Origin of the sequence: Paraburkholderia sp. Clong3 (assembly GCF_050436485.1) — a bacterium.
Classification (GTDB): Bacteria; Pseudomonadota; Gammaproteobacteria; order Burkholderiales; family Burkholderiaceae; genus Paraburkholderia; species Paraburkholderia tuberum.
In genome coordinates, this window is sequence record NZ_JBNDMH010000003.1 from 1332127 (window position 1) to 1355821 (window position 23695).

Consider the following 23695-nt stretch of genomic DNA (forward strand, 5'->3'; position numbering starts at 1 on the left):
ATGTCGATCAGATCGAACCAGCCGTCGCCGCACTCGAAACCCCACAGGGAGAAAACCGTTGGGATGGCATCCAGATCATCAGCGACTGTCGGGTTGACGTCGAAGATGAGCGGGTATTTTGCCCGCAGGATGCCTGACAGTTCTCACGCACCGTTCTCTCGCTCCCATTCCTGTACCGCCATTGCAGCAACGGGATCGATTGTCGCGTAGTGAAAGGCTCTCCGGAACCCGAGTGCGGTGCACGGTCAGTGATGAGCGATGATGGCGTTCTGGAATGCGCTGTAAATTTTATAAGCGTCAGGCAGCACGGCCGCTCGGCCAACCTGCTTCTCGCCATACACCCTATACGCCGGGCATTGGAGATTGCGACAATGGCGCTCCCTGGAGCATATTGCGGTTATCGACTCGAGTCTGTCATGGCCGCATTCAGATCGGCTGCTCCATCGGGAAGAATGGATAAGGCTCGACCACCTGCGAACCTTTCTGGCCAGCCGGGTTCGCATGATGAACAGTGAAATGAGAGGCGGCTGTCAGTGACGCCGCGGACCGCATCCAGTATCTGCGCGATTGGCCACCGACAATCAGGGCATCGGCTAAACTCTCGCAAAAGGGACAGGGATTCATGAGTACCAGGAACCACATCAGGTATCAGGCGAAAGAGGGTAATCAGCCCGGCTGGGATCTCTACACCGAGATTCTTGAGCCGGACGACGTCGTGTATCTCGAGCTCGACGGTGTAGCCGCTGAGGTCACGATGCTCGGCAACATGGAGCGCGGCCCGGGCGCGGTGCTGTTGCGCCTGCCGGTCGACACCGCGAAGCAGCTTGGTCTCGTGCCGCCGGACTGGGAAAATTCGGACTGGGGAAAAGGATAGGTCATGCGCGAATACCGGGACAGGACGGTGCAGGAGGTCGCGGCATGCACATGCGACCGCTGCGGCCGGCGCATGACGCCGGTTGACGATCAGTGGGAGTGGTACGAAAAGATGTCGCTCGACTGGCGTGGCGGCTTTGGCTCGATTTTCGGCGACGGCGCCCATGTGAGCCTTGACCTTTGCCAGCAGTGTGTCCGCGATACGCTGGGGCGTTGGCTTCGCGTCGATCCGCCGTCCGGACCGGATGGCTCAATGCAGGCCCTGAAGGGCGTCGTGCCCCGACCCAATGTGCCGGTATCTGTCGACAGGATGAATCCCTGGGAATTTCACGAGCGCGACTAGAGGGCTTACCGCCCCATGCGGCTCCGCGCGTCGCTCAGACTGCCGATCATGGATTGCCGTTTCTCACGGGGCATCCCGAACTCACCGTCGCGACACTCAGGCGGCTCGTTACCTTCGGTTGAACAGGTTAGCCTTATCGCTGAATGAGTCTTGTCGACCGCATCGCCGCCGGTGCGACGTTGGGAGTTCAAGCGCGGGTAACAAGATGGACCGGTCGTTCTTGACGGCGCCTCAGAGGCAGCAGCTCTTGAGGTTTGTTCGATGCCTGCCCATGTCCGTGGACTCGGGGTGCGCGCCGGCGCGTGCGGGCAGGCGTTGAATAAACCTGAAGGGAGGAAACCGCGGAGTGCTCTGATGCAATGGAGTCTTCGGGGCTATGGCGATTGATTGCCCGGGATGGCGAGCGGTGTTGCGGGATGCGTGGTCAGGCGGGAGGCCGGTTGAGGGCTGAGGTTGTGCCGAAGCGGTGCAGTGGCGCCATCGTGATGGCGGAACGGACGTGCAAGGGCCTGTGCGAAGCGACAGACGCAAAGGTCTGCTCGTGGGCCGCGTTGCCGCAAAGCCGAGGGTCGGGTTGTTCGTCCTGGAACAGTGGCGCTCATATCTCGCCCCGGCGCGTGGGTGGTGCGCGGATCGGTGCAATGCGCGCAAGGATATCGATGACGATCATCGGCGCGCCGCAGTGCCGGCAGATGAAGGCGGGGCGCGTTTCGATGACGGTTTCGTGAGCTGATGTGTTGACGTCGGTCGCGACGTGCAGCAGTTCGCGGACCTTCGCGAGACTGGCGCGGCGCACCGGGTTGGCGAGCAGTCCGTAGTGACGGATACGATGGAAGCCACCGGGCAGCACATGGAGCAGGAAGCGGCGCATGAACTCGCCGGCTTCGAGGGTCATGGTCTTGTAGCGGGTGTGCCCCTTCGCACGGTAGTCCTTCCAGCGGAAGGTCACGCCGCGTTCATCGAATGCAAGCAGGCGCTGGCTGGAGATCGCGACGCGGTGCGTATAGCGCGACAGGTACGCGAGCACTGCTTCGGGTCCTGCAAAGGGACGCTTTGCGTAGACGACCCATTCGCAGGCACGCAGCGGCGCAAGCCACACGTCAAAGACAGCTGGGTCGGCAAGTTCAGCGTACTGGCCGAAGAACTGCAGGTGGCCGTGCCGGTGCGCGTCCGTGAGCGCTTCGAGCAAGCGCCTGCGGAACAGGCGCGATAGCACACGTACCGGCAGGAAGAAGCCGGGCCGGCATCCGATCCACCGCTGACCATCGGGCGACAGCCCACCACCGGGGACGATACCGTGTACGTGCGGATGATGCGTGAGTGCCGAGCCCCAGGTGTGCAGCACGAGCGTCGCGCCGATCTGGGCGCCGAGGTGCTTCGGATCAGCGGCAATGGTGCGTAGCGTTTCGGCGGCGATATCGAACAGCAGCCCGTAGATGACGGCCTTGTTGTACCAGGCGATGGCACTGATGGGCGCGGGCAGCGTGAAGACGACATGGTAGTACCCGACCGGAAGCAGATCGGCCTGGCGTGCCTGGAGCCAGCGATGCGCAGCACTGCCCTGGCACTTGGGGCAATGACGGTTGCGGCAGGAGTTGTAGGCAACCTCGATGCGGTCGCAGCCGGCGCAGCGCAGCACATGCCCCCCGAGTGCCGCACTGCGGCACTGTTCGATGGCCGACATGACCTTCAGCTGCCCCAGGCTCAGCGCTACCGTGCGCCGCCACGCCGGCCCGCAGGCGCGGAAGATATCCGCGACCTCCAGCACGGGGTGCTCCGCGTGCGGCCGGGCTAGCCGGCGGGCAGGCGGTCCAGCGGACTGACCACCTTGCGCAGGAGGTCAGTGGCAACCTGGGTATAGAGCGTGGTGGTCTCGATCTGCCTGTGTCCAAGGAGCACCTGGATCACGCGGATATCCTCCTTCTGTTCCAGCAGGTGCGTGGCAAAGGAATGCCTCAGCGTGTGCATGGATACGCGCTTGTCGATGTTTGCGGTCTCGGCGGCCGCATGGATGGCGCGGGTCAGTTGCCGCGTGCTGAGCGGGTCGATCGGATCGAGGCCCGGAAAGAGCCACCCGCCATCGAGCATGCAGCCCTGGGCACGGGCAACGCGCCACCAGACGCGCAGACGTTCGAGCAGGACCGGCGAGAGCATCGCGTAGCGGTCACGGCGGCCCTTGCCCTGCTCGATGCGCAGGGTCATGCGCTGGCTGTCGATGTCGCTGACCCTGAGGGCGACCACTTCGCTCGCACGCAGCCCGGCGCCATAGGCGACCGACAGCGCGGTCTGATGCTTGAGGTTTCCGGCTGCCGCGATGAGCCGGCGCACCTCCTCGGGGCTGAGCACAACCGGGAGCGTGCGAGGCACGCGTACCGGCTGCATCCGCGCCATCAGCTCAGGCCGGCCGAGCGTGACTTCGAAGAAGAACTTCAGACCGCTGATCGCGGCGTTCAGCGACACCGGCGACGCGCCGTGATCGACCAGATGCAGCTGGTAGTCCCGGAGGTCCTCGACAGTGGCGGTATCGGGTAAACGCCCGAGGTATCGGGCGAACTGACGTACGGCACGTAGGTAGGCGGCCTGGGTCTTGGGTGCGAACTTGCGCATGCGCAAGTCCTCAAGCATACGGCGGCGCAGCGGGCTGATGCCCGGATCGGAGGAGGTCATGATGGGGCTCCTGCTGGAGGACGAGGCGGATTGCCTCAACCACCAACATAAGCGCCGGCGCCACTGGCCTCCCATTCGCCGCCAGAGACGGGCCGCAGCCCCCTACCGCGCGAGCGGTTTAGTCCATGTCGGCCTGAGCCGTCATTCGAGCATCGGTGCCGGTCAGGCGGGTATGGGGCGCTTTCCTGTCATTCACAGGTCGGTGGTCGCGAATGACTCGTCCCACGGAAAGCGAACGAGTACTTGCGACCCACTGCAGCCCTTCGGCCCCGCCTGAATTCATCGGCTGCTTACAAGGTGCACCGGCCACTCATCATTTCGCGTCAGCCGGCAGATCGTCTTGAGGTTTGTTCGATGCCTGCCCATGTCCGTGGACTCGGGGTGCGCGCCGGCGCGTGCGGGCAGGCGTTGAATAAACCTGAAGGGAGGAAACCGCGGAGTGCTCTGATGCAATGGAGTCTTCGGGGCTATGGCGATTGATTGCCCGGGATGGCGAGCGGTGTTGCGGGATGCGTGGTCAGGCGGGAGGCCGGTTGAGGGCTGAGGTTGTGCCGAAGCGGTGCAGTGGCGCCATCGTGATGGCGGAACGGACGTGCAAGGGCCTGTGCGAAGCGACAGACGCAAAGGTCTGCTCGTGGGCCGCGTTGCCGCAAAGCCGAGGGTCGGGTTGTTCGTCCTGGAACAGTGGCGCTCATATCTCGCCCCGGCGCGTGGGTGGTGCGCGGATCGGTGCAATGCGCGCAAGGATATCGATGACGATCATCGGCGCGCCGCAGTGCCGGCAGATGAAGGCGGGGCGCGTTTCGATGACGGTTTCGTGAGCTGATGTGTTGACGTCGGTCGCGACGTGCAGCAGTTCGCGGACCTTCGCGAGACTGGCGCGGCGCACCGGGTTGGCGAGCAGTCCGTAGTGACGGATACGATGGAAGCCACCGGGCAGCACATGGAGCAGGAAGCGGCGCATGAACTCGCCGGCTTCGAGGGTCATGGTCTTGTAGCGGGTGTGCCCCTTCGCACGGTAGTCCTTCCAGCGGAAGGTCACGCCGCGTTCATCGAATGCAAGCAGGCGCTGGCTGGAGATCGCGACGCGGTGCGTATAGCGCGACAGGTACGCGAGCACTGCTTCGGGTCCTGCAAAGGGACGCTTTGCGTAGACGACCCATTCGCAGGCACGCAGCGGCGCAAGCCACACGTCAAAGACAGCTGGGTCGGCAAGTTCAGCGTACTGGCCGAAGAACTGCAGGTGGCCGTGCCGGTGCGCGTCCGTGAGCGCTTCGAGCAAGCGCCTGCGGAACAGGCGCGATAGCACACGTACCGGCAGGAAGAAGCCGGGCCGGCATCCGATCCACCGCTGACCATCGGGCGACAGCCCACCACCGGGGACGATACCGTGTACGTGCGGATGATGCGTGAGTGCCGAGCCCCAGGTGTGCAGCACGAGCGTCGCGCCGATCTGGGCGCCGAGGTGCTTCGGATCAGCGGCAATGGTGCGTAGCGTTTCGGCGGCGATATCGAACAGCAGCCCGTAGATGACGGCCTTGTTGTACCAGGCGATGGCACTGATGGGCGCGGGCAGCGTGAAGACGACATGGTAGTACCCGACCGGAAGCAGATCGGCCTGGCGTGCCTGGAGCCAGCGATGCGCAGCACTGCCCTGGCACTTCGGGCAATGACGGTTGCGGCAGGAGTTGTAGGCAACCTCGATGCGGTCGCAGCCGGCGCAGCGCAGCACATGCCCCCCGAGTGCCGCACTGCGGCACTGTTCGATGGCCGACATGACCTTCAGCTGCCCCAGGCTCAGCGCTACCGTGCGCCGCCACGCCGGCCCGCAGGCGCGGAAGATATCCGCGACCTCCAGCACGGGGTGCTCCGCGTGCGGCCGGGCTAGCCGGCGGGCAGGCGGTCCAGCGGACTGACCACCTTGCGCAGGAGGTCAGTGGCAACCTGGGTATAGAGCGTGGTGGTCTCGATCTGCCTGTGTCCAAGGAGCACCTGGATCACGCGGATATCCTCCTTCTGTTCCAGCAGGTGCGTGGCAAAGGAATGCCTCAGCGTGTGCATGGATACGCGCTTGTCGATGTTTGCGGTCTCGGCGGCCGCATGGATGGCGCGGGTCAGTTGCCGCGTGCTGAGCGGGTCGATCGGATCGAGGCCCGGAAAGAGCCACCCGCCATCGAGCATGCAGCCCTGGGCACGGGCAACGCGCCACCAGACGCGCAGACGTTCGAGCAGGACCGGCGAGAGCATCGCGTAGCGGTCACGGCGGCCCTTGCCCTGCTCGATGCGCAGGGTCATGCGCTGGCTGTCGATGTCGCTGACCCTGAGGGCGACCACTTCGCTCGCACGCAGCCCGGCGCCATAGGCGACCGACAGCGCGGTCTGATGCTTGAGGTTTCCGGCTGCCGCGATGAGCCGGCGCACCTCCTCGGGGCTGAGCACAACCGGGAGCGTGCGAGGCACGCGTACCGGCTGCATCCGCGCCATCAGCTCAGGCCGGCCGAGCGTGACTTCGAAGAAGAACTTCAGACCGCTGATCGCGGCGTTCAGCGACACCGGCGACGCGCCGTGATCGACCAGATGCAGCTGGTAGTCCCGGAGGTCCTCGACAGTGGCGGTATCGGGTAAACGCCCGAGGTATCGGGCGAACTGACGTACGGCACGTAGGTAGGCGGCCTGGGTCTTGGGTGCGAACTTGCGCATGCGCAAGTCCTCAAGCATACGGCGGCGCAGCGGGCTGATGCCCGGATCGGAGGAGGTCATGATGGGGCTCCTGCTGGAGGACGAGGCGGATTGCCTCAACCACCAACATAAGCGCCGGCGCCACTGGCCTCCCATTCGCCGCCAGAGACGGGCCGCAGCCCCCTACCGCGCGAGCGGTTTAGTCCCCTCGGCTATATCTGCCGTTCACACTCTCTCGGAAGCAGTCTTCTCAAAATGGCCGCTATCGAGCAGCGCGAGCGAGCGCTCGGGCCCCCAACTGCAGCAGTTCGAGCCTTCCGTCCTTGAGTGACAAAATATTATGAATGGACTAAACCGCTCGCGCGGTAGGGGGCTGCGGCCCGTCTCTGGCGGCGAATGGGAGGCCAGTGGCGCCGGCGCTTATGTTGGTGGTTGAGGCAATCCGCCTCGTCCTCCAGCAGGAGCCCCATCATGACCTCCTCCGATCCGGGCATCAGCCCGCTGCGCCGCCGTATGCTTGAGGACTTGCGCATGCGCAAGTTCGCACCCAAGACCCAGGCCGCCTACCTACGTGCCGTACGTCAGTTCGCCCGATACCTCGGGCGTTTACCCGATACCGCCACTGTCGAGGACCTCCGGGACTACCAGCTGCATCTGGTCGATCACGGCGCGTCGCCGGTGTCGCTGAACGCCGCGATCAGCGGTCTGAAGTTCTTCTTCGAAGTCACGCTCGGCCGGCCTGAGCTGATGGCGCGGATGCAGCCGGTACGCGTGCCTCGCACGCTCCCGGTTGTGCTCAGCCCCGAGGAGGTGCGCCGGCTCATCGCGGCAGCCGGAAACCTCAAGCATCAGACCGCGCTGTCGGTCGCCTATGGCGCCGGGCTGCGTGCGAGCGAAGTGGTCGCCCTCAGGGTCAGCGACATCGACAGCCAGCGCATGACCCTGCGCATCGAGCAGGGCAAGGGCCGCCGTGACCGCTACGCGATGCTCTCGCCGGTCCTGCTCGAACGTCTGCGCGTCTGGTGGCGCGTTGCCCGTGCCCAGGGCTGCATGCTCGATGGCGGGTGGCTCTTTCCGGGCCTCGATCCGATCGACCCGCTCAGCACGCGGCAACTGACCCGCGCCATCCATGCGGCCGCCGAGACCGCAAACATCGACAAGCGCGTATCCATGCACACGCTGAGGCATTCCTTTGCCACGCACCTGCTGGAACAGAAGGAGGATATCCGCGTGATCCAGGTGCTCCTTGGACACAGGCAGATCGAGACCACCACGCTCTATACCCAGGTTGCCACTGACCTCCTGCGCAAGGTGGTCAGTCCGCTGGACCGCCTGCCCGCCGGCTAGCCCGGCCGCACGCGGAGCACCCCGTGCTGGAGGTCGCGGATATCTTCCGCGCCTGCGGGCCGGCGTGGCGGCGCACGGTAGCGCTGAGCCTGGGGCAGCTGAAGGTCATGTCGGCCATCGAACAGTGCCGCAGTGCGGCACTCGGGGGGCATGTGCTGCGCTGCGCCGGCTGCGACCGCATCGAGGTTGCCTACAACTCCTGCCGCAACCGTCATTGCCCGAAGTGCCAGGGCAGTGCTGCGCATCGCTGGCTCCAGGCACGCCAGGCCGATCTGCTTCCGGTCGGGTACTACCATGTCGTCTTCACGCTGCCCGCGCCCATCAGTGCCATCGCCTGGTACAACAAGGCCGTCATCTACGGGCTGCTGTTCGATATCGCCGCCGAAACGCTACGCACCATTGCCGCTGATCCGAAGCACCTCGGCGCCCAGATCGGCGCGACGCTCGTGCTGCACACCTGGGGCTCGGCACTCACGCATCATCCGCACGTACACGGTATCGTCCCCGGTGGTGGGCTGTCGCCCGATGGTCAGCGGTGGATCGGATGCCGGCCCGGCTTCTTCCTGCCGGTACGTGTGCTATCGCGCCTGTTCCGCAGGCGCTTGCTCGAAGCGCTCACGGACGCGCACCGGCACGGCCACCTGCAGTTCTTCGGCCAGTACGCTGAACTTGCCGACCCAGCTGTCTTTGACGTGTGGCTTGCGCCGCTGCGTGCCTGCGAATGGGTCGTCTACGCAAAGCGTCCCTTTGCAGGACCCGAAGCAGTGCTCGCGTACCTGTCGCGCTATACGCACCGCGTCGCGATCTCCAGCCAGCGCCTGCTTGCATTCGATGAACGCGGCGTGACCTTCCGCTGGAAGGACTACCGTGCGAAGGGGCACACCCGCTACAAGACCATGACCCTCGAAGCCGGCGAGTTCATGCGCCGCTTCCTGCTCCATGTGCTGCCCGGTGGCTTCCATCGTATCCGTCACTACGGACTGCTCGCCAACCCGGTGCGCCGCGCCAGTCTCGCGAAGGTCCGCGAACTGCTGCACGTCGCGACCGACGTCAACACATCAGCTCACGAAACCGTCATCGAAACGCGCCCCGCCTTCATCTGCCGGCACTGCGGCGCGCCGATGATCGTCATCGATATCCTTGCGCGCATTGCACCGATCCGCGCACCACCCACGCGCCGGGGCGAGATATGAGCGCCACTGTTCCAGGACGAACAACCCGACCCTCGGCTTTGCGGCAACGCGGCCCACGAGCAGACCTTTGCGTCTGTCGCTTCGCACAGGCCCTTGCACGTCCGTTCCGCCATCACGATGGCGCCACTGCACCGCTTCGGCACAACCTCAGCCCTCAACCGGCCTCCCGCCTGACCACGCATCCCGCAACACCGCTCGCCATCCCGGGCAATCAATCGCCATAGCCCCGAAGACTCCATTGCATCAGAGCACTCCGCGGTTTCCTCCCTTCAGGTTTATTCAACGCCTGCCCGCACGCGCCGGCGCGCACCCCGAGTCCACGGACATGGGCAGGCATCGAACAAACCTCAAGAATATTGGTCACCCATTGAATTCAGGCTACACAGCAGCGTCCTGGCGAGCACCCACGTGTGCCCTCGCAGGAAAGAAAGGGGTCTGGGCTGCGCTACGACGCGTGCCCGGAGACAATAACGCTGCTCAAACTAGAGGTCTGCTTAAAACCAAATACTGAGAAGGGCGACTGCACCTATTTCGACTCGCTAGCGACGGGTGCGTATTCCACGCAAAGAGAACAGCCATTCGACGGCAAAGTGAATCGTGATTCCACGGCAAAGTGAACAAGGATTCCACGCCATCGCGAACAAACGGAGCGCAGCGACGCGGGACCTTTACCTTTTTACTCGGACTGCGGCTTTGCGGTCAATCGACTGCGCGTCTTGCGCAGCGATTCGCCCGCGAGCGTGATGCGATGAGCGTTGTGCACCAGCCGGTCAAGGATCGCGTCGGCGACAGTGGGTTCGCCGATCGCCTCATGCCAGTGGTCCACCGGGATCTGGGAGGTAGCGAGCGTGGAGCGGTGCCCGTGACGGTCGTCAAGAACCTCAAGCAGATCGCGCCGCGCGGAATCAGTCAGCGGCGCCATTGCCAGATCGTCGAGAATCACGAGATCCGTCTTGGCAAGTTGGGCGAGCCATCGCGCGTAGCGCCCGCTGCCGTGTGCGATCGCCAGTTCCTCGTTCAGTTTCGGCACGCGCAGATAGCAGGCGGAGAACCCCTGGCGGCACGCCTGGATGGCGAAGGCGCAACCCAACCAACTCTTGCCGAGCCCGGTCGGGCCAACCAGGATCAGGTTCTGCCTCTCCCGAAGCCACTCACCGGTCAGCAGTCGGGCGGTGAGCGCCCGGTCCAGGCCGCGGGCGGTGCGATAGTCGATGTCCTCGGGCGAAGCGTCGGGGACCTTCAGTCTGGCCCGGCGCAGCCGGGCCGCCGTTTGTCGCGAGTCACGTTCACTGGATTCACGCTCGACCAGCAGCCCCAGACGTTCTTCAAAGCCCAGTCGGTCAATGCCGTCCTGGGACTGTTGCTCGGCAAGCGCCGCCGCCATGCCGGGCAGGCGCAGCGCGTGCAGTTTGTCGACAGTGGGATGATGCAGCATATAGACTCCCTTTCAGCTTCAGTGGTAGTACGAAGGCCCGCGCACGTTGGCATGCACAAGCGGCAGGTCGGCCTGCCCGGTGGCAGGTTCGGGCTCCCGGTCCAGGCCGTTCTTCAGCGTCGAGTCAATGAACCTGTAGTTCGGCGCTTTCAGATCGATCGCGCGGCGGCAGGCAGCTTCGAGCCGGTCGCGTCCGTAATCCTTGCCCATGCGCAGCACACCCAGGCAGGTGCGATACGACTGCTGGGGGTGCTTGCGGGCACCCAGCAGGTGCTGGATGACAGCCGCCGTATGCGGGCCGATGTCGGCGGCCCAGTTGCGCAGCCGCTCCGGGTCCCAGCCCTTGGCGACCGCCAGGTGCTCCGGCGGCATGTGCGCGTCGATCGTGGTGTGGTAGCGACGGCGAGCGCTTTTGCCGTGAGCGGCAATGCGTTGGCCGCGATGGAAGATCTCGACGGTGTTGATCGTGTGGCGCACGTCGACCTGTTCGCGCGCGTAGCGATATGGGACCGAGTAATAGTGCTGATCAAGTTCAACGTGATAGTCAGGGCCGATACGCGCGACCTTCCACTCAGCGTACTGATAGGGCTGCTCGGGCAAGGGCCTGAGTGCCGGACGATCGATTTCGTCGAAGACGCTACGGCGGGAGCCGGGCAGTTTCTTGAAGGGCCGGTTGTTCAGATCGCCCAGTAACGCGGCGACCGCCCGGTTGGCCTCGCCCAGGCTGAAGAAGCGCTGGTTGCGCAGGCGGGCGAGGACCCATCTCTGCACCAGGAGGACCGACAGCTCTGCTTTCGGCTTGTCCCTCGGCTTTTTACTGCGAGCCGGGATCACAGCCACGGAGTAATGCCTGGCCATTTCCTGGTAGGTTGGATTGATGTCCGGATCGTAGAACCCCGGCTTGTGGACGCCCGATTTTAGATTGTCGGGCACCAGGATCTCGACCAGGCCGTCATAGAACGCGAAGGCGCGCACGTGCGAGCCGATCCAGTCGGGCAACTGCTGGGTCCAGGTGAGCTCAGCGAAGGTAAAACCGGACACGCCGAGCGCGGCGACGAACAGTTCAGCCTCGCGGACTTCACCGGTGTCCGGATTGATGATGCCGAGCTTCTTGCCCGAGTAGTCGACGAACAGCTTCTGGCCCGGCACGTGCGTTTGCCGCATCGTGACAGGAAGCCGCTGCGCCCATTCCTGGTAAGCCTTGCAGAACCAGCTATAGCCGCAGCCGTCCGGATGCTGCGCCTTGTATTCCTGCCACAGCAGATCGAGCGTGACGCCTTTCCTGCCGATCTCGCGATGCACCGCCGGCCAGTCCGGCATGCCGCGCGTTGGCTCGCGCCGTGCCGGCGGCGGATACAGTCTCGCCTCGAGCGCCGCGTCGTCCGTCAGCAGTTCCGGTGGCAGGGGCCAGCCCAGCCCCGCCAGCCGCGTGCGGCGCAGGTAATGCCACACCGTCGTTGTCGAGGCACCGACCGCGTCGGCGATCTCCCTCTGGTTGCGGTCACACTCGAAATGCAGCCGCAGCACTTCCCTGATTTTGCGCATGGTCAACCTGACATTTGCCATTCGGCACTCCCGACAAAACTGTCGATCGTGCCACCGTTGACCCGCGTCGCCGCCACCCCGAAACCGTGTTCGCGATGGCGTGGAAACCCTGTTCTTTTTGCCGTGGAATCGGCATTAACTTTGCCGTGGAATTCGTGTTCTTTTTGCCGTGGAATCCCTGTTCACTTTGGCGTGGAATATTCAGGCATCTGCAGGCTCGCTACGACGATTACGTTGGTTGCAGCCTTTGCAAATGTCCTGGCGTTGGCCTCCACGATCTCGCCGATTCTCAAAGGCTCGGTAAAAAGTCGCTCAACAGGAATACGCTCGACAGTGTTCTCGGCCAGCCTGTCTGCGGCGGAGTCGATGAGTTTCTCGATGACTTCCTTTACGAAAGGGTCAGCCTCAACGTTGATACCTATGGCCCGGGCGAGCAAGCCCGAGGCAACAGAACGCGCGGCCTCCGCTTTTTCGGCCACTGAAGGTGCTTGCCGTCTAAGGTGGATGAAGCGAGCGTGTTTCCACGATGCAGATAGTTTGCCTCTTTTGAATTTCGGGTGGGCGGTCTGGCGAGTCAAGGGCGGGCGTGAGCCCGGCGCAGCGAACCCTTGACGCGTGTGAAACAGATAAGCTGGAGCGTGGCTGGTTGCGGCAGAATGCGGCAACCAGCCACGCAAGACGAAGCAAATGACCAATCAACTGTTTGAAGCCGCCTTGGGAATCAAGGCGCCGTGGTACGTGCAAGCTGTCGACTTTGACACGGCCAAACGGCAGCTCACAATTACCGTGGATTTTGTTGCAGGCAGCCGCTTTGCCTATCCTGGCGTAGCCGACGAGCACCCGGTGCATGACACGCAAATCAAACGACTGCGCCACCTGAATTTCTTCCAGCACGAATGCTATCTGGAGGTCCGGGTGCCGCGTGTGCGCTTGCCCGATGGCTCGGTGCGGCTGGTGGAACCGGATTGGGTCGGCCAGCTCAGCGGCTTCACCTTGCTGTTCGAGGCGCTGGTGCTGATGCTCGCTCAGCAGATGCCGTTTGCCGCCGTGGCGCGCATCGTCAACCTGTCGTGGCACCGGGTTCACGCCATCTGCTCGCGCTATGTGGAACTGGCGCTCGCGTCGGCGGACCTGTCGGACGTGACGACGGTGGCGATTGACGAAACCTCGTACCGGCGCGGCCATGAGTATCTGACACTGGTCGCCGATATGCAGGCGCGGCGGGTCGTGTTCGTCACGACCGGCAAGGATGCCGGCACGATTGAACGCTTCGCGGCCTATCTGGGTCAACACGGTGGCAAGCCCAAACAGGTCGACTCGGTCAGCATCGACATGTCGCCGGCTTTCATCAAGGGTGTCAATGAACATCTGCCCGATGCCCGAATCACGTTCGACAAATTTCACGTCGTCGCACATGCATCAAAAGCCCTCGATACGGTGCGCCGACAACAACAGAAAGTCGACCCGGAACTTAAAGGCATGCGCTGGACGCTGCTCAAAGACCCGGACAAGCTCAACCTGGCCCAATTGACCGACCTCGAAGCCCTCGTCAGGCAGTACGCGACGAAGCGAACGGCGCGGGCATGGCTGTATCGCGAGCAATTGCGTGAGATTCTCGAGCGCCGGCAAATCAACGTCGTCTCCGAGATGTTGCAGCAGTGGTGCACCAATGTCATGCGCTCCAAGGTCGAATCAATGAAGGAGGTGGCGCGAATGATTCGCCGGCACTTCGACGGCATCGTCGCCTGGACCCAGACCCGCCAGACCAACGGCTTCATCGAGGCCATCAACGGCCTGTTTCAGGCCGCCAAACGCAAAGCCCGTGGATATACTCGCTTCGAGACCATGCGTACGGTCCTCTTTCTTATTGCTGGCAAACTCGACTTCTCCGCGTTCAACTCGCATGCCCGCTGAAGGCCGTTACCCACTCCATTTTCAAAAGAGCCCATTCGATACTGTTGAAAAAGTCGCTGCAGGGCTTTTTCAATTCGCTCGCAAGAAAATCGACCTCTCAGATCGGCCTACAAGCCACCTGCAAACGCCGGTCAAGGGTAAGAGGACCCCTGAAAACCTCGCGACAAAGACGGGCGGCGACTTTTTCAACAGAATCAGAGTACAACGGCCAGTCGTATAGGTCATCTCCAGCGACGGGTGGCACGACCGCTGACCCCGTCACAGACGAACGGTCGTAAGCGATCCATTTTCGGCGTCTAGCCGCTGGGGACAGGAGCGAGGAGCATAGGTGTCCACCTATTCGGAGGTGGACACCTATGGCTGACAAAGATCCAGAGTTAAGAGTAGTTCGACGCAGCAGCGACGGTCGCCGTCGTTACGACGATAAAGGCAAGCGTGCGCTAGTTGAGGAAGCGCTGCGTTCTGGCGTGTCGGTTGCCCGCCTGGCGCAGGAGCACGGGATCAACGCCAACCTGCTACGCAAGTGGATCACGAAGTACCTGCTGGAGCGCGAGAAAGGCATATCGCCGGCATCGCAGGATGATGCTACCGGCGAACAGGAACGTCCGCATGCCCCGGAGGAAATCGTACTGGAGGGCGCGCTCGCGGTGATTGATGGCGCGCCCATTGACATCCCGGGTTCGCGCAAACGCTCCCCACCTGTCGCCTCGCCCACGGCATTCGTGCCTGTCGTTGCAGCACCACCAGCACTGCCAACCGCACCGCCGTCGCTGTCGCCGTCACCGTCACCATCGCCATCGCCATCGCCATCGCTGACGCTCGCACTGCATGTGCGACTGTCCAACGGCGTCGAGTTTGATCTCGGCGAGGCGAGCATCGACGAACTGACCGCCGTGGTCCAGATGCTGGGGAGGATGCCGTGTTCCGGTTCGACGAAGGCCTGAAGGTCTACCTGCATCGGGAACCAGTCGACTTCCGCTATGGCATGAACAGCCTGTCGATTCTCGTGGAGCAGGCCATGCATTTGAACCCGATGGATTCCTCGCTCTATGTGTTTACCAACCGGAGATGCGATCGCATCAAGATCCTGGGCTGGCAGGGCAACGGTTTCTGGCTCATGCTCAAGAGACTCGAGGCAAACGATCGCTTCGTGTGGCCTGACAGCGCGAACCGGGTCGCGACACTGAGCGTCGAGCAGTTGCACTGGCTTATCGAGGGCATCGACATTGCCGCAGTCCAGCGACATCCCAGTCGAAATTATGCACGCGTGAGCTGAACACGTCACCGGCGTGCCGGTCTAAGCGGTATGCCGATCAACGTGATCATCGACGCCGACGAACTCAAGGCACTGCTCGCGATGCGAGAGGCCTATGGTTCGCTTCAGCGCGATCATGAGGAGGTTCGCAGCGCACTGCGCCTCGTGACAGCTGAGCGCGATCTCGCCGAGGAACGACTGCGCGCTTACCGTCGCGAACTGTTTGGCGCGAAAAGCGAAGCGCGCGCCTCGGACCAGTTCGGCCTGTTCAACGAAGCCGAAGCGCTCGGCGCGAACGCCACTCCCGCGCAGGAAGATACCCCCGGAACCGAGGTCGCGGCCCACAAGCGCAAGAAGCGCGGCCACCGCAAGCCTCTCGATCCCAATCTGCCGCGTGATGTCGTGCGACACGAACTCCCTGAGGCAGAGCGCTTCTGCGATCACGACGGACACGCGCTCGTCGAGATCGGCGTCGAGATCAGTGAGCAGCTCAATGTCATTCCCGAGCAGTTGCGAGTCACCCAGCATCAGCGTATCAAGTACGCCTGCCTATGTTGCGATCTCGGCATCAAGGTTACGCCGGCACCGCCCCGTATCATCCCGCGGGGGCTGCTGAGTGAATCGGCGCTCGCGTGGATCGCCACCGGCAAGTACCAGTTCGGCATGCCGCTCTATCGCCAGGCCGGTCTGCTGCGTCGCTTCGGCGGCGACATCTCGTCGAACACGATTGCCGCGAGCATGGTCCGCGTCGGTCTTGCGACGCAACCCGTCATCAACCTGATGCGCGATGCGCTGCTCGATGCCGAACTGATCTACGGCGACGAGACGACGTTCCAGGTCCTGAAGGAGCAAGGGCGAAAGCCGCAAACGAAAAGCTATCTGTGGGCGCAGATGACCGGTTCGGGCATCCCCATCCGTTGCTTCACCTATACGCCAGGTCGTGGCGCCAGGCTGGCTGACAGGCTGTTTGCCGGTGTCCGTAAAGGTGCCGCCCTGATGACCGATGGATACGAACCCTACAACGGCATCGCTGAACAGTACCAGCTCGTGCACCTCGGATGCTGGACGCACGCAAGACGGTACTTTGTGAAGGCGGAAGACAATGTCCCCAAAGCAGCGCGCCCGCCCGATCTGCTCGCGACACGCTTCATCAGCCTGATCGGAAAACTGTTCGCGGCCGAAGCGCGAAGCCAGACGTGGACGGCTGGGCGACGACAGCGATTGCGACGACGATACAGCGCGTGCGTACTCGATGTTATCGAAAAGCTGATGCTTGAGCACTCGCCTGGCGTCGTCCCCAACAGTCTGCTCGGCAAGGCGCTGACCTATCTGCACGGGCAGTGGCCGAAGCTGATCCGTTACGTTGAAGACGGCAACTGGCCCATATCGAACAACCCTTGCGAAAATTCCATTCGCCCGTTCTGCCTGGGACGCCGCGGCTGGTTGTTTGCTGACACCGTCGATGGCGCAAACGCGAGCGCCAATCTCTACTCACTGGTCGAAACCTGCAAGGCGAACAGCATTGATCCGTATCGCTATCTCACCTGGCTGTTACAGCGTCTCCCGCTGGCACAGACCGTCGACGACTACGACGCGCTCTTGCCCTGGAAGATGCCCATCGATCTCCGCTGACTGAGCCCTGTACCACATCTCATGACAACCGCGCCCTTACTCTGAGGGGTGTCGTCAATGGATCGCGTACGAACGGTCTATAAACAGCGAGCGCTATCTGCGTCAAATATTTCCGTGCACGTTTTACGTCGTCGGCCGGCCGGGGCTGCAGGTCCGCCGCTGTCTGGCCGTGATCATCGGCGCTACCGTCCTCGCGCTGCCGCTGGTAACTTTGCTTCTCATGCAACTACGGTTCCTCGCGTATCAGGATCACGCGATTACATGGGCGCAGCGCATCGCGGTCTGGACGGAAGTCATCGTCGTTGTCACGTTGTGGCCCGTGATCATAGATCGGAACGGCACCTAGGGAGATATCTGCGCGAGGTTCGGGACGCGGCGCGAAGGCACAAGAAACTGGCAGTCTTATGGCTGATGCTTTGGATCCCATGTTTGTGGCTTTTTTGGCCCGGCGCGAAGTTGTTGGGCAGCAGTCGCCTTGGTCATCGCAATTGCGGTATTTGGCGTCGACCATTAGGAAGTCTGCCAGTCCCTTAACGGCAGCGTAGACGATCTCGGGTTGCGCGGTGGGCGCGAAGTAGTCACCGGATCACTGCGACGAGTCGGGTATCGAGCCGATCAATCACGGACGGCGGGATGTTTGTCGGGGGCTTTCACTGGATGTCTACCGCCGACGGCGGGAGTCGCGCTTCGAATGGCTCCACGGAGTAGTCGCCCTAGTCGACGCTCGTACGGAGAACAAGTCCCACTCCCGCCTTGAGAAACGATAGCTGCGTCGAGGAGGCGAGGCAAGCGCGACTTCTGCTCATCATTTCATTCAACGAGTTCCCGGGATCGTCTCGCTAAGCGCGATTTCCGCCCACGTCGCTGGGGTTCGAGTCGTGCCAGATGAAATGCATAACCACAGTCGAGTCGTTTCCGGCAGCGCGCCTATTTCGCGCACCACTACGGCCATTAGGTCGCCGCTCTGCCCAAGCCTTGGCAAACTTGGCGCTGCTTTTTGGGCCGCGACCGGTGCTGTCCTGACATTTGCTGCCGAAACCGCCTGCGGCAACAGCCGCACTTGAGCAGAACCCAAGTTGACTTCCGTCGGCCCAAAGCCGTCAATTGTGGGCGTAGCCGAGCCGAAGATGGCTCCTCGCCCGCTAGCGCTCCACCCGAAGACTCCTGCGTTGGTTTGCAGCAATGCTTTGACTTGGGGCGGTAGGCTCGAATTTGGGTTCGGCACAACAACATTAGCGCCTACAACACCGATGCTCGTGCGACTGAGTCCCATCACACCAGCAGGGGTGGAAACGATATCGTCGATAAAGACGCTCGTGTCAGCATCAGTTAAATCGCTCGTGCCGATGACCCCTGGCACGTTCACGCTCGCCCCTACGACGCCGATTCCCCCTTTGGCTCCGCTCGAGTCCGGCGGGATGCCTGATACGGCATCGGTGGACAACTGAGGCGTGTGATCTTTGCCATTGGCGTAGAGCTTATTGCTCGCCCCAAATACGCCGTAGTGATCGCCCACACCCCATATGCCGGGCCTAACGCCATCTGGAGTTTTGCGAAGTCCCGGGCTGTGCAGCATTGCTTCCGCATATACACCACAACCCTGACCGGTAGTATCAACTCCTTGTACGTTTACGCCGTACGTAATATTATTCGCGTTCGTGAAAAATCCAGCGAAAGTGGGAGCTCCGGACGCTCTGAGTGCGGTAAATTGGTTGTCTGAACTCATGATATCCAATCCTTAAAAGATGGTTAAGTAAGGGACTAGTGGGAATTCGTGGTGTAACTTACCAGCTGTAAATAGCCCCAGTAAACTTCTCATACAGTTGGTTGGCGAAAAATAAGCTCCCACCGCGCGTTAGTAGTGCTATTTAACCGGGCAAAAGAATAACTATCTGAGCCTGCTGAGTCCGGTGGGGTCGTTCACCCTGAATTTTGAATCCCCTGAGCGCGGAAGTGTTTGGGGCTTTATGTTTTTTTTGGGGACACCGCGAATGCTGCGCTCGCGTCAAAGAGAGATCATCTCAATTTTGGGGTTGCGAAATCCAATCGCGGTTTGATAGGCAATCATGTTCACGCTGGCTGTCAACGGCCAACCAATAGAAACTGTCCGGTAGATGGTAGTTTGGCTCTCTTCATTGAAGCGAGAATCGGACTAGGTCGATCCGGACGGTATGCAGATACGATCCAGACATTCTTGTCTACTGGGGGATCAGGCCAATTCAGCCATCTCTGAATGGCGATACGCCAAGCAGCATCGGTTGCTTCGGAAAATGCCATCAACTGACTATCGTCCATGTTGCCACTCCTTTCGGGCAGAAGACCTGTGTTGAGGGACATGCTGAAGAGCCAGTCAAGGTTTCGCTGGAACGGTGTCGCGTGGCGGGGACGTGACATAGGGTCAACGTGTGCGCTGGATCGGCCTATCCACAGACTAGTTGACGTTAATACGTTTACCAAGCTTTGTCGTCGAGTCGTAACCCGACGCGAAGTAGGGGTACAGATTGTCGCATTTCTGGCCTCCTGGCTAGTCGGCCGCAGTTCGCTTGGTGGAAGGTCGGCGGGGTATAGAGTGGGGCCTCGCAGTTGCGCGTTTTCGCTAGCCAGCGTGCTTTGAACTTAGTCAACACTGGTTTGCTGACTGCTTCGTGTTGAATCCTGTTTACCGTATGGTTCAAGCCCCCGAACAATTTATGAAGAAGGCCGACTACGCGCGCATGCACGGTGCGTCGGCTACGAAATTTTCGGGCAGGACGAATCTGAACCGCGCCGGGTTTTCCGGAGGCGCCATTTCTTGAGAAAATGGAGCTATGGAAAATACAAAGAAGAAGTCCCCACGGTACCCGCCGGAAGTTCGTGAGCGGGCTGTACGGATGGTGCTGGAGCACCAGGGCGACCACGAATCGCAATGGAAGGTGATCGCGTCGATCGCGGCGAAGTTTGGCTGCGTGGGCGAGACGTTGCGTAACTGGGTGCGCCAGGCAGAACGGGATCGGGGCTTGCGCCCGGGTACGAGCACGCAGGAGCAGGATCGGCTCAAGGAGCTGGAGCGGGAAGTTCGTGAGTTGCGGCAGGTCAACGAGATCCTGCGCAAGGCTTCGGCGTATTTCGCGCAGGCGGAACTCGACCGCCGACCGAAGTGATGGTGATATCCATCAATGATCACCGGGCGGTCTAAGGGGGTCGAGCCGATCTGCAGGGTGCTGCCGATCGCTCCGTCGACCTATTGCACGCATGCAGCAAGGCTGGCCGATCCGGAATTGATGCCGGCACGGGCGAAGCGGGACGCGTCGCTGAGCGAACAGATCCGGCGTGTGTGGGAAGAGAACTTCAGCGTGTACGGGGTTCGCAAGGTGTGGCGGCAACTGAAGCGCGAAGGCATCGAGGTCGCCCGCTGCACTTTACGAACGGCAGCCGGAACAGGAGGACGGCCTGATCCATCACAGCGACCGCGGCGCCCAATATACATCTATCCGTTATACGGAGCGTCTGGTTGAGGCCGGCATCGAGCCGTCGGTGGGCAGCGTCGGCGACTCTTACGACAATGCACTGGCCGAGACGATTAACGGCCTGTACAAAGCGGAAGTGATCCATCGGCTCGGTCCGTGGCGTAATCTGCAGGCCGTCGAGATGGCCACGCTCGGGTGGGTCGACTGGTTCAATCACCGCCGGCTGCTTGAGCCCATAGGCAATGTTCCACCTGCCGAGCTCGAAGCCGCTTATTATCAGCAACTCGCTGGGTCCGCCATGGGGGCGTGACTCAAGCAAAACAGTCTCCGGGATTCCCGGCGCGGTTCAGTTTCGTAGCCAAGATAGCGAAACGCCGACAGTGTGGATTCCGTTCTACGGAGAGCCACGTCCATCAAAGCCTGCTGCTTACGTTCGTCTAGCTAACGTGGTCGCCCCACTGAATGTCGAGACGCCGGTAGGATGACGCTTTCAACGGGAATATATGTTCCAATTTCATTGCTTCGCGCTACGATCCGCTCATGCCAATTGAAAAGAAGCGGGACTTCGCCGGCGCATATCGCGTTGTACTCTTCTCGACATATGTGCACGAAGTCGCGGTAACCATGGGTCAGATACGATGGCCAAGCATCGGCAAGCCTTCGCTTGTTTACGTTACATATTTCAAATCTCCGATTGAATCCATAGGACACAGGGACAACCGTACCATCAGCTTGCAACACGATTACTTTCATCAATGTCGCGGGAGCGATGCTATCGGAACTTGCGTCGAGGTTTGACGCATAGACGAGTTCCGGATTACTAGTCGCTGAGTTACGATGCAGCAAGTCTATCTGAATGTGCATGGACTCACCGTATTTGTCTATCAGCGCCATGGCAATGAGGTAAGCACGGCCCGAGACACCGAAGTCAATCGCGTCGGTACACATCTTGTCCGCTGCCCTTCCACTCAGCTCGAGAGGATGAATCTGCAGCAGACTGGCTTTGTTCCTGGCGGCAAACGCCGCGATCCACAAAAGATGTTGCCACGTATGGCGGGTAAGCGTATGGATAAAACCAAACTTGATGCCGATGCTGCGGACGTTCACCAGTCCCCTCGCCATCCGTTGAAATGCTCGCGTGGAACCACGAATAGCATTGTGAAGTGCTGGTGGACCGTCAAGGCTTAGGGCCAACAAATCAAGTCGACCGCTCAGGCGGTCAAGGCGTTTCGCATCAAGGAGATATCCGTTAGTTGTAACGGTCGTGAGCATGCCCAGCGACTTCGCGTGGCTGAGCAGATCCTCCAGTCCATCGTACAACATGGGTTCGCCGCCGGATACTGATACGACACGATACCCCATGCTTGCCGCATCTGATACGGCTTCGCAGGCAAGTGCAACGTCGAGCGTAAGACCCGCGGATGGTCCCGAATTGGAGTAACAGTGCTTGCAAGAGAGATTACATCTAAGCGACGGGTGCACCTGGATGATAGGTAGTTGCTCCGGCCCGATGGAAGCATTGGCGCCCCCCGACGTCTGCTCGAATGCGCTAGTATCCAATTTGACTTGACTGTTGAACGGTTGCGCCTAATTCGACTGTCACGCCAACAACATCGACAACGGGGACGCCGTAGGGGAAGAGCCATACCCCACTCAGCCTCGGCGTCTTCGTCACGAGATCAGCAAGAACTGCACTCAACGTTTTCGTGTCAAGAACCCCTTTCACAGTCAGACCGTCGACTACCGGCGGAATTCCTCGTGGAAACACTCGGATGTTCTGAAAACCGGAGGTGTAAAACCCTGCGACAAGCGTGACTAGTTCAGACAGGTTGTCATCATCTAGTCCACCAAACCGGAGCACATTCAGCAATTCTTTCTCGAATGCCTGGGTATTGCCAGATGTAGAAACCATTGTCGCCTCCGTTATCGTTCGTTCCTTAAACGGGCTACGAGGAATACCAACAAATTGCATTTAGATCAAGCAGGAATGCCAACTATTCTATAAAAGCGCATGGAGCAAAAATGATCCCCTCTCGTTCAAAGCGTCTTCTTCGAACTTGGCGTTGACGTTTCTCTGTCTGCTCACTCCCGGCGCGGAATTCACCGAAATCGGCGCGACGATCCGTTGCACCCTATACCTCACCGAAGCTAGAGTTGATATCGGAAGCCGTTGTAGCACTCTAGGTAAACTGGGAATGGACTTCAAGTGCACTTAGCGTAACCCTACTGTCAATATTTTCGTTTCGCTGGCGCGCTGTTCACTTGGTCACTGGTCACTGATGCCGGCGTAAGGAGTAGACCTTTACTCTGCACGTGGCACCAAAGCGGTGCTTAATTGTACTTCTGCACGTATCCGCGCACTGCTGTGGCTTGCGCACTCCTCGGTCAGATCATCCAGACTGCGACATAGATCTGTCATATCCGTTTAGAAGCCTCTTCCTTAACAAGTGACCGAACCGAACTTGACGTTGAACTCCCTCGCAGCGTGAACTAACCTGCCCACATATGGGACGGACAACTATCTCACTCCCAGTGCGATGCACAGTGAAACCCAAGGCACCGGGATTGATCGTGTGCTTACGATATTTCAATGGAGCCAAAAATGGCAAACGAGATTGCAAAGCTTACGTTAACAATCGATCCTGAGGCTTTGAAGAAGGCAATCGGGGACGGCCGGCTGCTGGAGCTTGCAGACACGATCGCAAAGGGTGCGGTGAACCAGATTTCTGCTCAAATCGTCGACCATGTCGCACGCGCTGCAACCCAGCAGAAAGCGGGTGAAGGGAACGTTGCGGCGGAAGTGCGCTACATCGCCGGCGAGGAGGGTGGCTTCGGAACCGTGCCCCCGCGGCGGAGGTGGGGAGTCGCTGATCTGAATGTGGTTCTCCCCGCAAGTCCTTTACAGGTCGTCGTGTCCGCGGGACAGCTCGATGCAACCTGAGGTGAGACGGGATGCGCTGAGTCGTTTTTGCTAAAAACACGCGCCAGCCTTGGCTTTCCTATCTCCGTGGTATCTGATCGGAGCTGAAAAATGGATGATTGCGCAGAGGGAGAGCGCGGACACGGCTCCGCAACCCTTATGGTGCATTTGCTAGGCCGATGCAACTTGCGATGCGGGCATTGCTATATGGAGGGGGCACCCGAACGCACTGAGGTGCTTCCATTTGAACACGTCGCGGCCGCAGTCCGGGAGTCGGAAAGCTTGGGCGCGGGCGCTATCTACCTCACCGGCGGCGAACCGTTGCTATATCGGCGCTTGCCGGAGATTTTACGGATAGCTTCGAACGAAACACGCTCGCGACTCATTGTATGCACCAACGGAACATTAATGACGCAGCGATGAACCGCCCCGGATTTTGTGGAGGC

At 61.1% G+C, this 23695-nt stretch carries 21 protein-coding genes, 1 pseudogene and 1 other annotated feature; of the genes and pseudogenes, 11 read left to right on the forward strand and 11 right to left on the reverse strand.

Translation table 11 applies throughout. The features are described 5' to 3' along the window. Positions 1–622: 622 nt before the first annotated feature. A complete protein-coding gene (locus tag OKW30_RS29495) occupies positions 623–874 on the forward strand; it encodes a hypothetical protein (RefSeq protein ID WP_429348353.1) in 252 nt (83 codons plus the stop codon). 3 nt (positions 875–877) lie between these two features. After that, entirely contained in the window at positions 878–1216 is a 339-nt protein-coding gene (locus OKW30_RS29500; RefSeq protein WP_262414873.1) for a hypothetical protein, read from the forward strand. Between the two features lie 598 nt (positions 1217–1814). Here the strand turns inward: OKW30_RS29500 and OKW30_RS29505 are convergent. The 4 genes from OKW30_RS29505 to OKW30_RS29520 all read right to left on the reverse strand — a co-directional run bounded on the left by OKW30_RS29505 (position 1815) and on the right by OKW30_RS29520 (position 6643). Continuing rightward, positions 1815–2984: an IS91 family transposase gene (locus tag OKW30_RS29505; protein WP_429345668.1), complete on the reverse strand. Its 1170-nt coding sequence runs from the start codon at positions 2982–2984 to the stop codon at positions 1815–1817. A gap of 23 nt (positions 2985–3007) precedes the next feature. Beyond that, the gene (locus OKW30_RS29510) at positions 3008–3883 is read right to left on the reverse strand and encodes a tyrosine-type recombinase/integrase (protein ID WP_184062687.1); all 876 of its coding nucleotides are present in this window, start codon (positions 3881–3883) and stop codon (positions 3008–3010) included. 691 nt (positions 3884–4574) lie between these two features. Continuing rightward, on the reverse strand, positions 4575–5744 hold the full coding sequence (locus OKW30_RS29515) for an IS91 family transposase (RefSeq protein WP_429345668.1): 1170 nt from the start codon (positions 5742–5744) through the stop codon (positions 4575–4577). A gap of 23 nt (positions 5745–5767) precedes the next feature. Further along, positions 5768–6643, reverse strand: coding sequence for a tyrosine-type recombinase/integrase (locus OKW30_RS29520; RefSeq protein WP_184062687.1), 876 nt, complete (start codon positions 6641–6643; stop codon positions 5768–5770). 390 nt (positions 6644–7033) lie between these two features. On the opposite strand from OKW30_RS29520, the gene OKW30_RS29525 reads away from it, so the two are divergent. Together OKW30_RS29525 and OKW30_RS29530 are read left to right on the forward strand one after the other, a co-directional pair. Next, positions 7034–7909, forward strand: coding sequence for a tyrosine-type recombinase/integrase (locus OKW30_RS29525; RefSeq protein WP_184062687.1), 876 nt, complete (start codon positions 7034–7036; stop codon positions 7907–7909). A gap of 23 nt (positions 7910–7932) precedes the next feature. Continuing rightward, a complete protein-coding gene (locus tag OKW30_RS29530) occupies positions 7933–9102 on the forward strand; it encodes an IS91 family transposase (protein WP_429345668.1) in 1170 nt (389 codons plus the stop codon). 676 nt (positions 9103–9778) lie between these two features. Here OKW30_RS29530 and istB read toward each other — a convergent pair. The 3 genes from istB to OKW30_RS29545 form a co-directional block, all read right to left on the reverse strand. Continuing rightward, positions 9779–10537 (reverse strand): IS21-like element helper ATPase IstB, encoded by a 759-nt coding sequence (gene istB, locus OKW30_RS29535; RefSeq protein WP_184071868.1) that lies wholly within the window; start codon positions 10535–10537, stop codon positions 9779–9781. A gap of 18 nt (positions 10538–10555) precedes the next feature. Beyond that, positions 10556–12103, reverse strand: a complete 1548-nt coding sequence (gene istA / locus OKW30_RS29540; RefSeq protein ID WP_184071870.1) for an IS21 family transposase — start codon at positions 12101–12103, stop codon at positions 10556–10558. A gap of 161 nt (positions 12104–12264) precedes the next feature. After that, positions 12265–12561, reverse strand: coding sequence for a hypothetical protein (locus OKW30_RS29545; protein ID WP_429348354.1), 297 nt, complete (start codon positions 12559–12561; stop codon positions 12265–12267). Between the two features lie 208 nt (positions 12562–12769). Between OKW30_RS29545 and OKW30_RS29550 the strand changes: the two genes are divergently transcribed. From OKW30_RS29550 to tnpC, 4 genes are all read left to right on the forward strand, one after another. After that, on the forward strand, positions 12770–13996 hold the full coding sequence (locus OKW30_RS29550; protein WP_429348355.1) for an ISL3 family transposase: 1227 nt from the start codon (positions 12770–12772) through the stop codon (positions 13994–13996). A gap of 356 nt (positions 13997–14352) precedes the next feature. Next, the gene (locus OKW30_RS29555; protein ID WP_429346843.1) at positions 14353–14940 is read left to right on the forward strand and encodes a transposase; all 588 of its coding nucleotides are present in this window, start codon (positions 14353–14355) and stop codon (positions 14938–14940) included. Further along, on the forward strand, positions 14916–15272 hold the full coding sequence (gene tnpB / locus OKW30_RS29560; protein ID WP_090812713.1) for an IS66 family insertion sequence element accessory protein TnpB: 357 nt from the start codon (positions 14916–14918) through the stop codon (positions 15270–15272). The genes OKW30_RS29555 and tnpB overlap by 25 nt, the downstream gene beginning before the upstream one ends. Positions 15273–15302: 30 nt before the next feature. Then, positions 15303–16883, forward strand: coding sequence for an IS66 family transposase (gene tnpC, locus OKW30_RS29565; protein ID WP_429346844.1), 1581 nt, complete (start codon positions 15303–15305; stop codon positions 16881–16883). A gap of 814 nt (positions 16884–17697) precedes the next feature. Here the strand turns inward: tnpC and OKW30_RS29570 are convergent. Both OKW30_RS29570 and OKW30_RS29575 read right to left on the reverse strand, forming a co-directional pair. After that, a complete protein-coding gene (locus tag OKW30_RS29570; protein WP_429348356.1) occupies positions 17698–18609 on the reverse strand; it encodes a hypothetical protein in 912 nt (303 codons plus the stop codon). 356 nt (positions 18610–18965) lie between these two features. Beyond that, entirely contained in the window at positions 18966–19178 is a 213-nt protein-coding gene (locus OKW30_RS29575) for a hypothetical protein (RefSeq protein ID WP_429348357.1), read from the reverse strand. Positions 19179–19753: 575 nt separating this feature from the next. On the opposite strand from OKW30_RS29575, the pseudogene OKW30_RS29580 reads away from it, so the two are divergent. Beyond that, positions 19754–20639, forward strand: a pseudogene (locus OKW30_RS29580) (transposase). Then, positions 19981–20098, forward strand: a sequence feature (AL1L pseudoknot). (Overlaps the previous pseudogene by 118 nt.) A 131-nt stretch (positions 20640–20770) precedes the next feature. Here OKW30_RS29580 and OKW30_RS29585 read toward each other — a convergent pair. Both OKW30_RS29585 and OKW30_RS29590 read right to left on the reverse strand, forming a co-directional pair. Beyond that, positions 20771–21811 carry a radical SAM/SPASM domain-containing protein gene (locus OKW30_RS29585; protein ID WP_429349189.1) on the reverse strand — a complete coding sequence of 347 codons (1041 nt, stop codon included), beginning with the start codon at positions 21809–21811 and terminating at the stop codon, positions 20771–20773. A 67-nt stretch (positions 21812–21878) separates the two neighbouring features. Beyond that, positions 21879–22241: a hypothetical protein gene (locus tag OKW30_RS29590; protein WP_429348358.1), complete on the reverse strand. Its 363-nt coding sequence runs from the start codon at positions 22239–22241 to the stop codon at positions 21879–21881. A gap of 690 nt (positions 22242–22931) precedes the next feature. Here OKW30_RS29590 and OKW30_RS29595 point away from each other — a divergent pair. Further along, on the forward strand, positions 22932–23270 hold the full coding sequence (locus OKW30_RS29595) for a hypothetical protein (RefSeq protein WP_429348359.1): 339 nt from the start codon (positions 22932–22934) through the stop codon (positions 23268–23270). A gap of 138 nt (positions 23271–23408) precedes the next feature. Beyond that, a complete protein-coding gene (locus OKW30_RS29600) occupies positions 23409–23672 on the forward strand; it encodes a radical SAM protein (protein ID WP_429349190.1) in 264 nt (87 codons plus the stop codon). Positions 23673–23695: the final 23 nt, after the last annotated feature.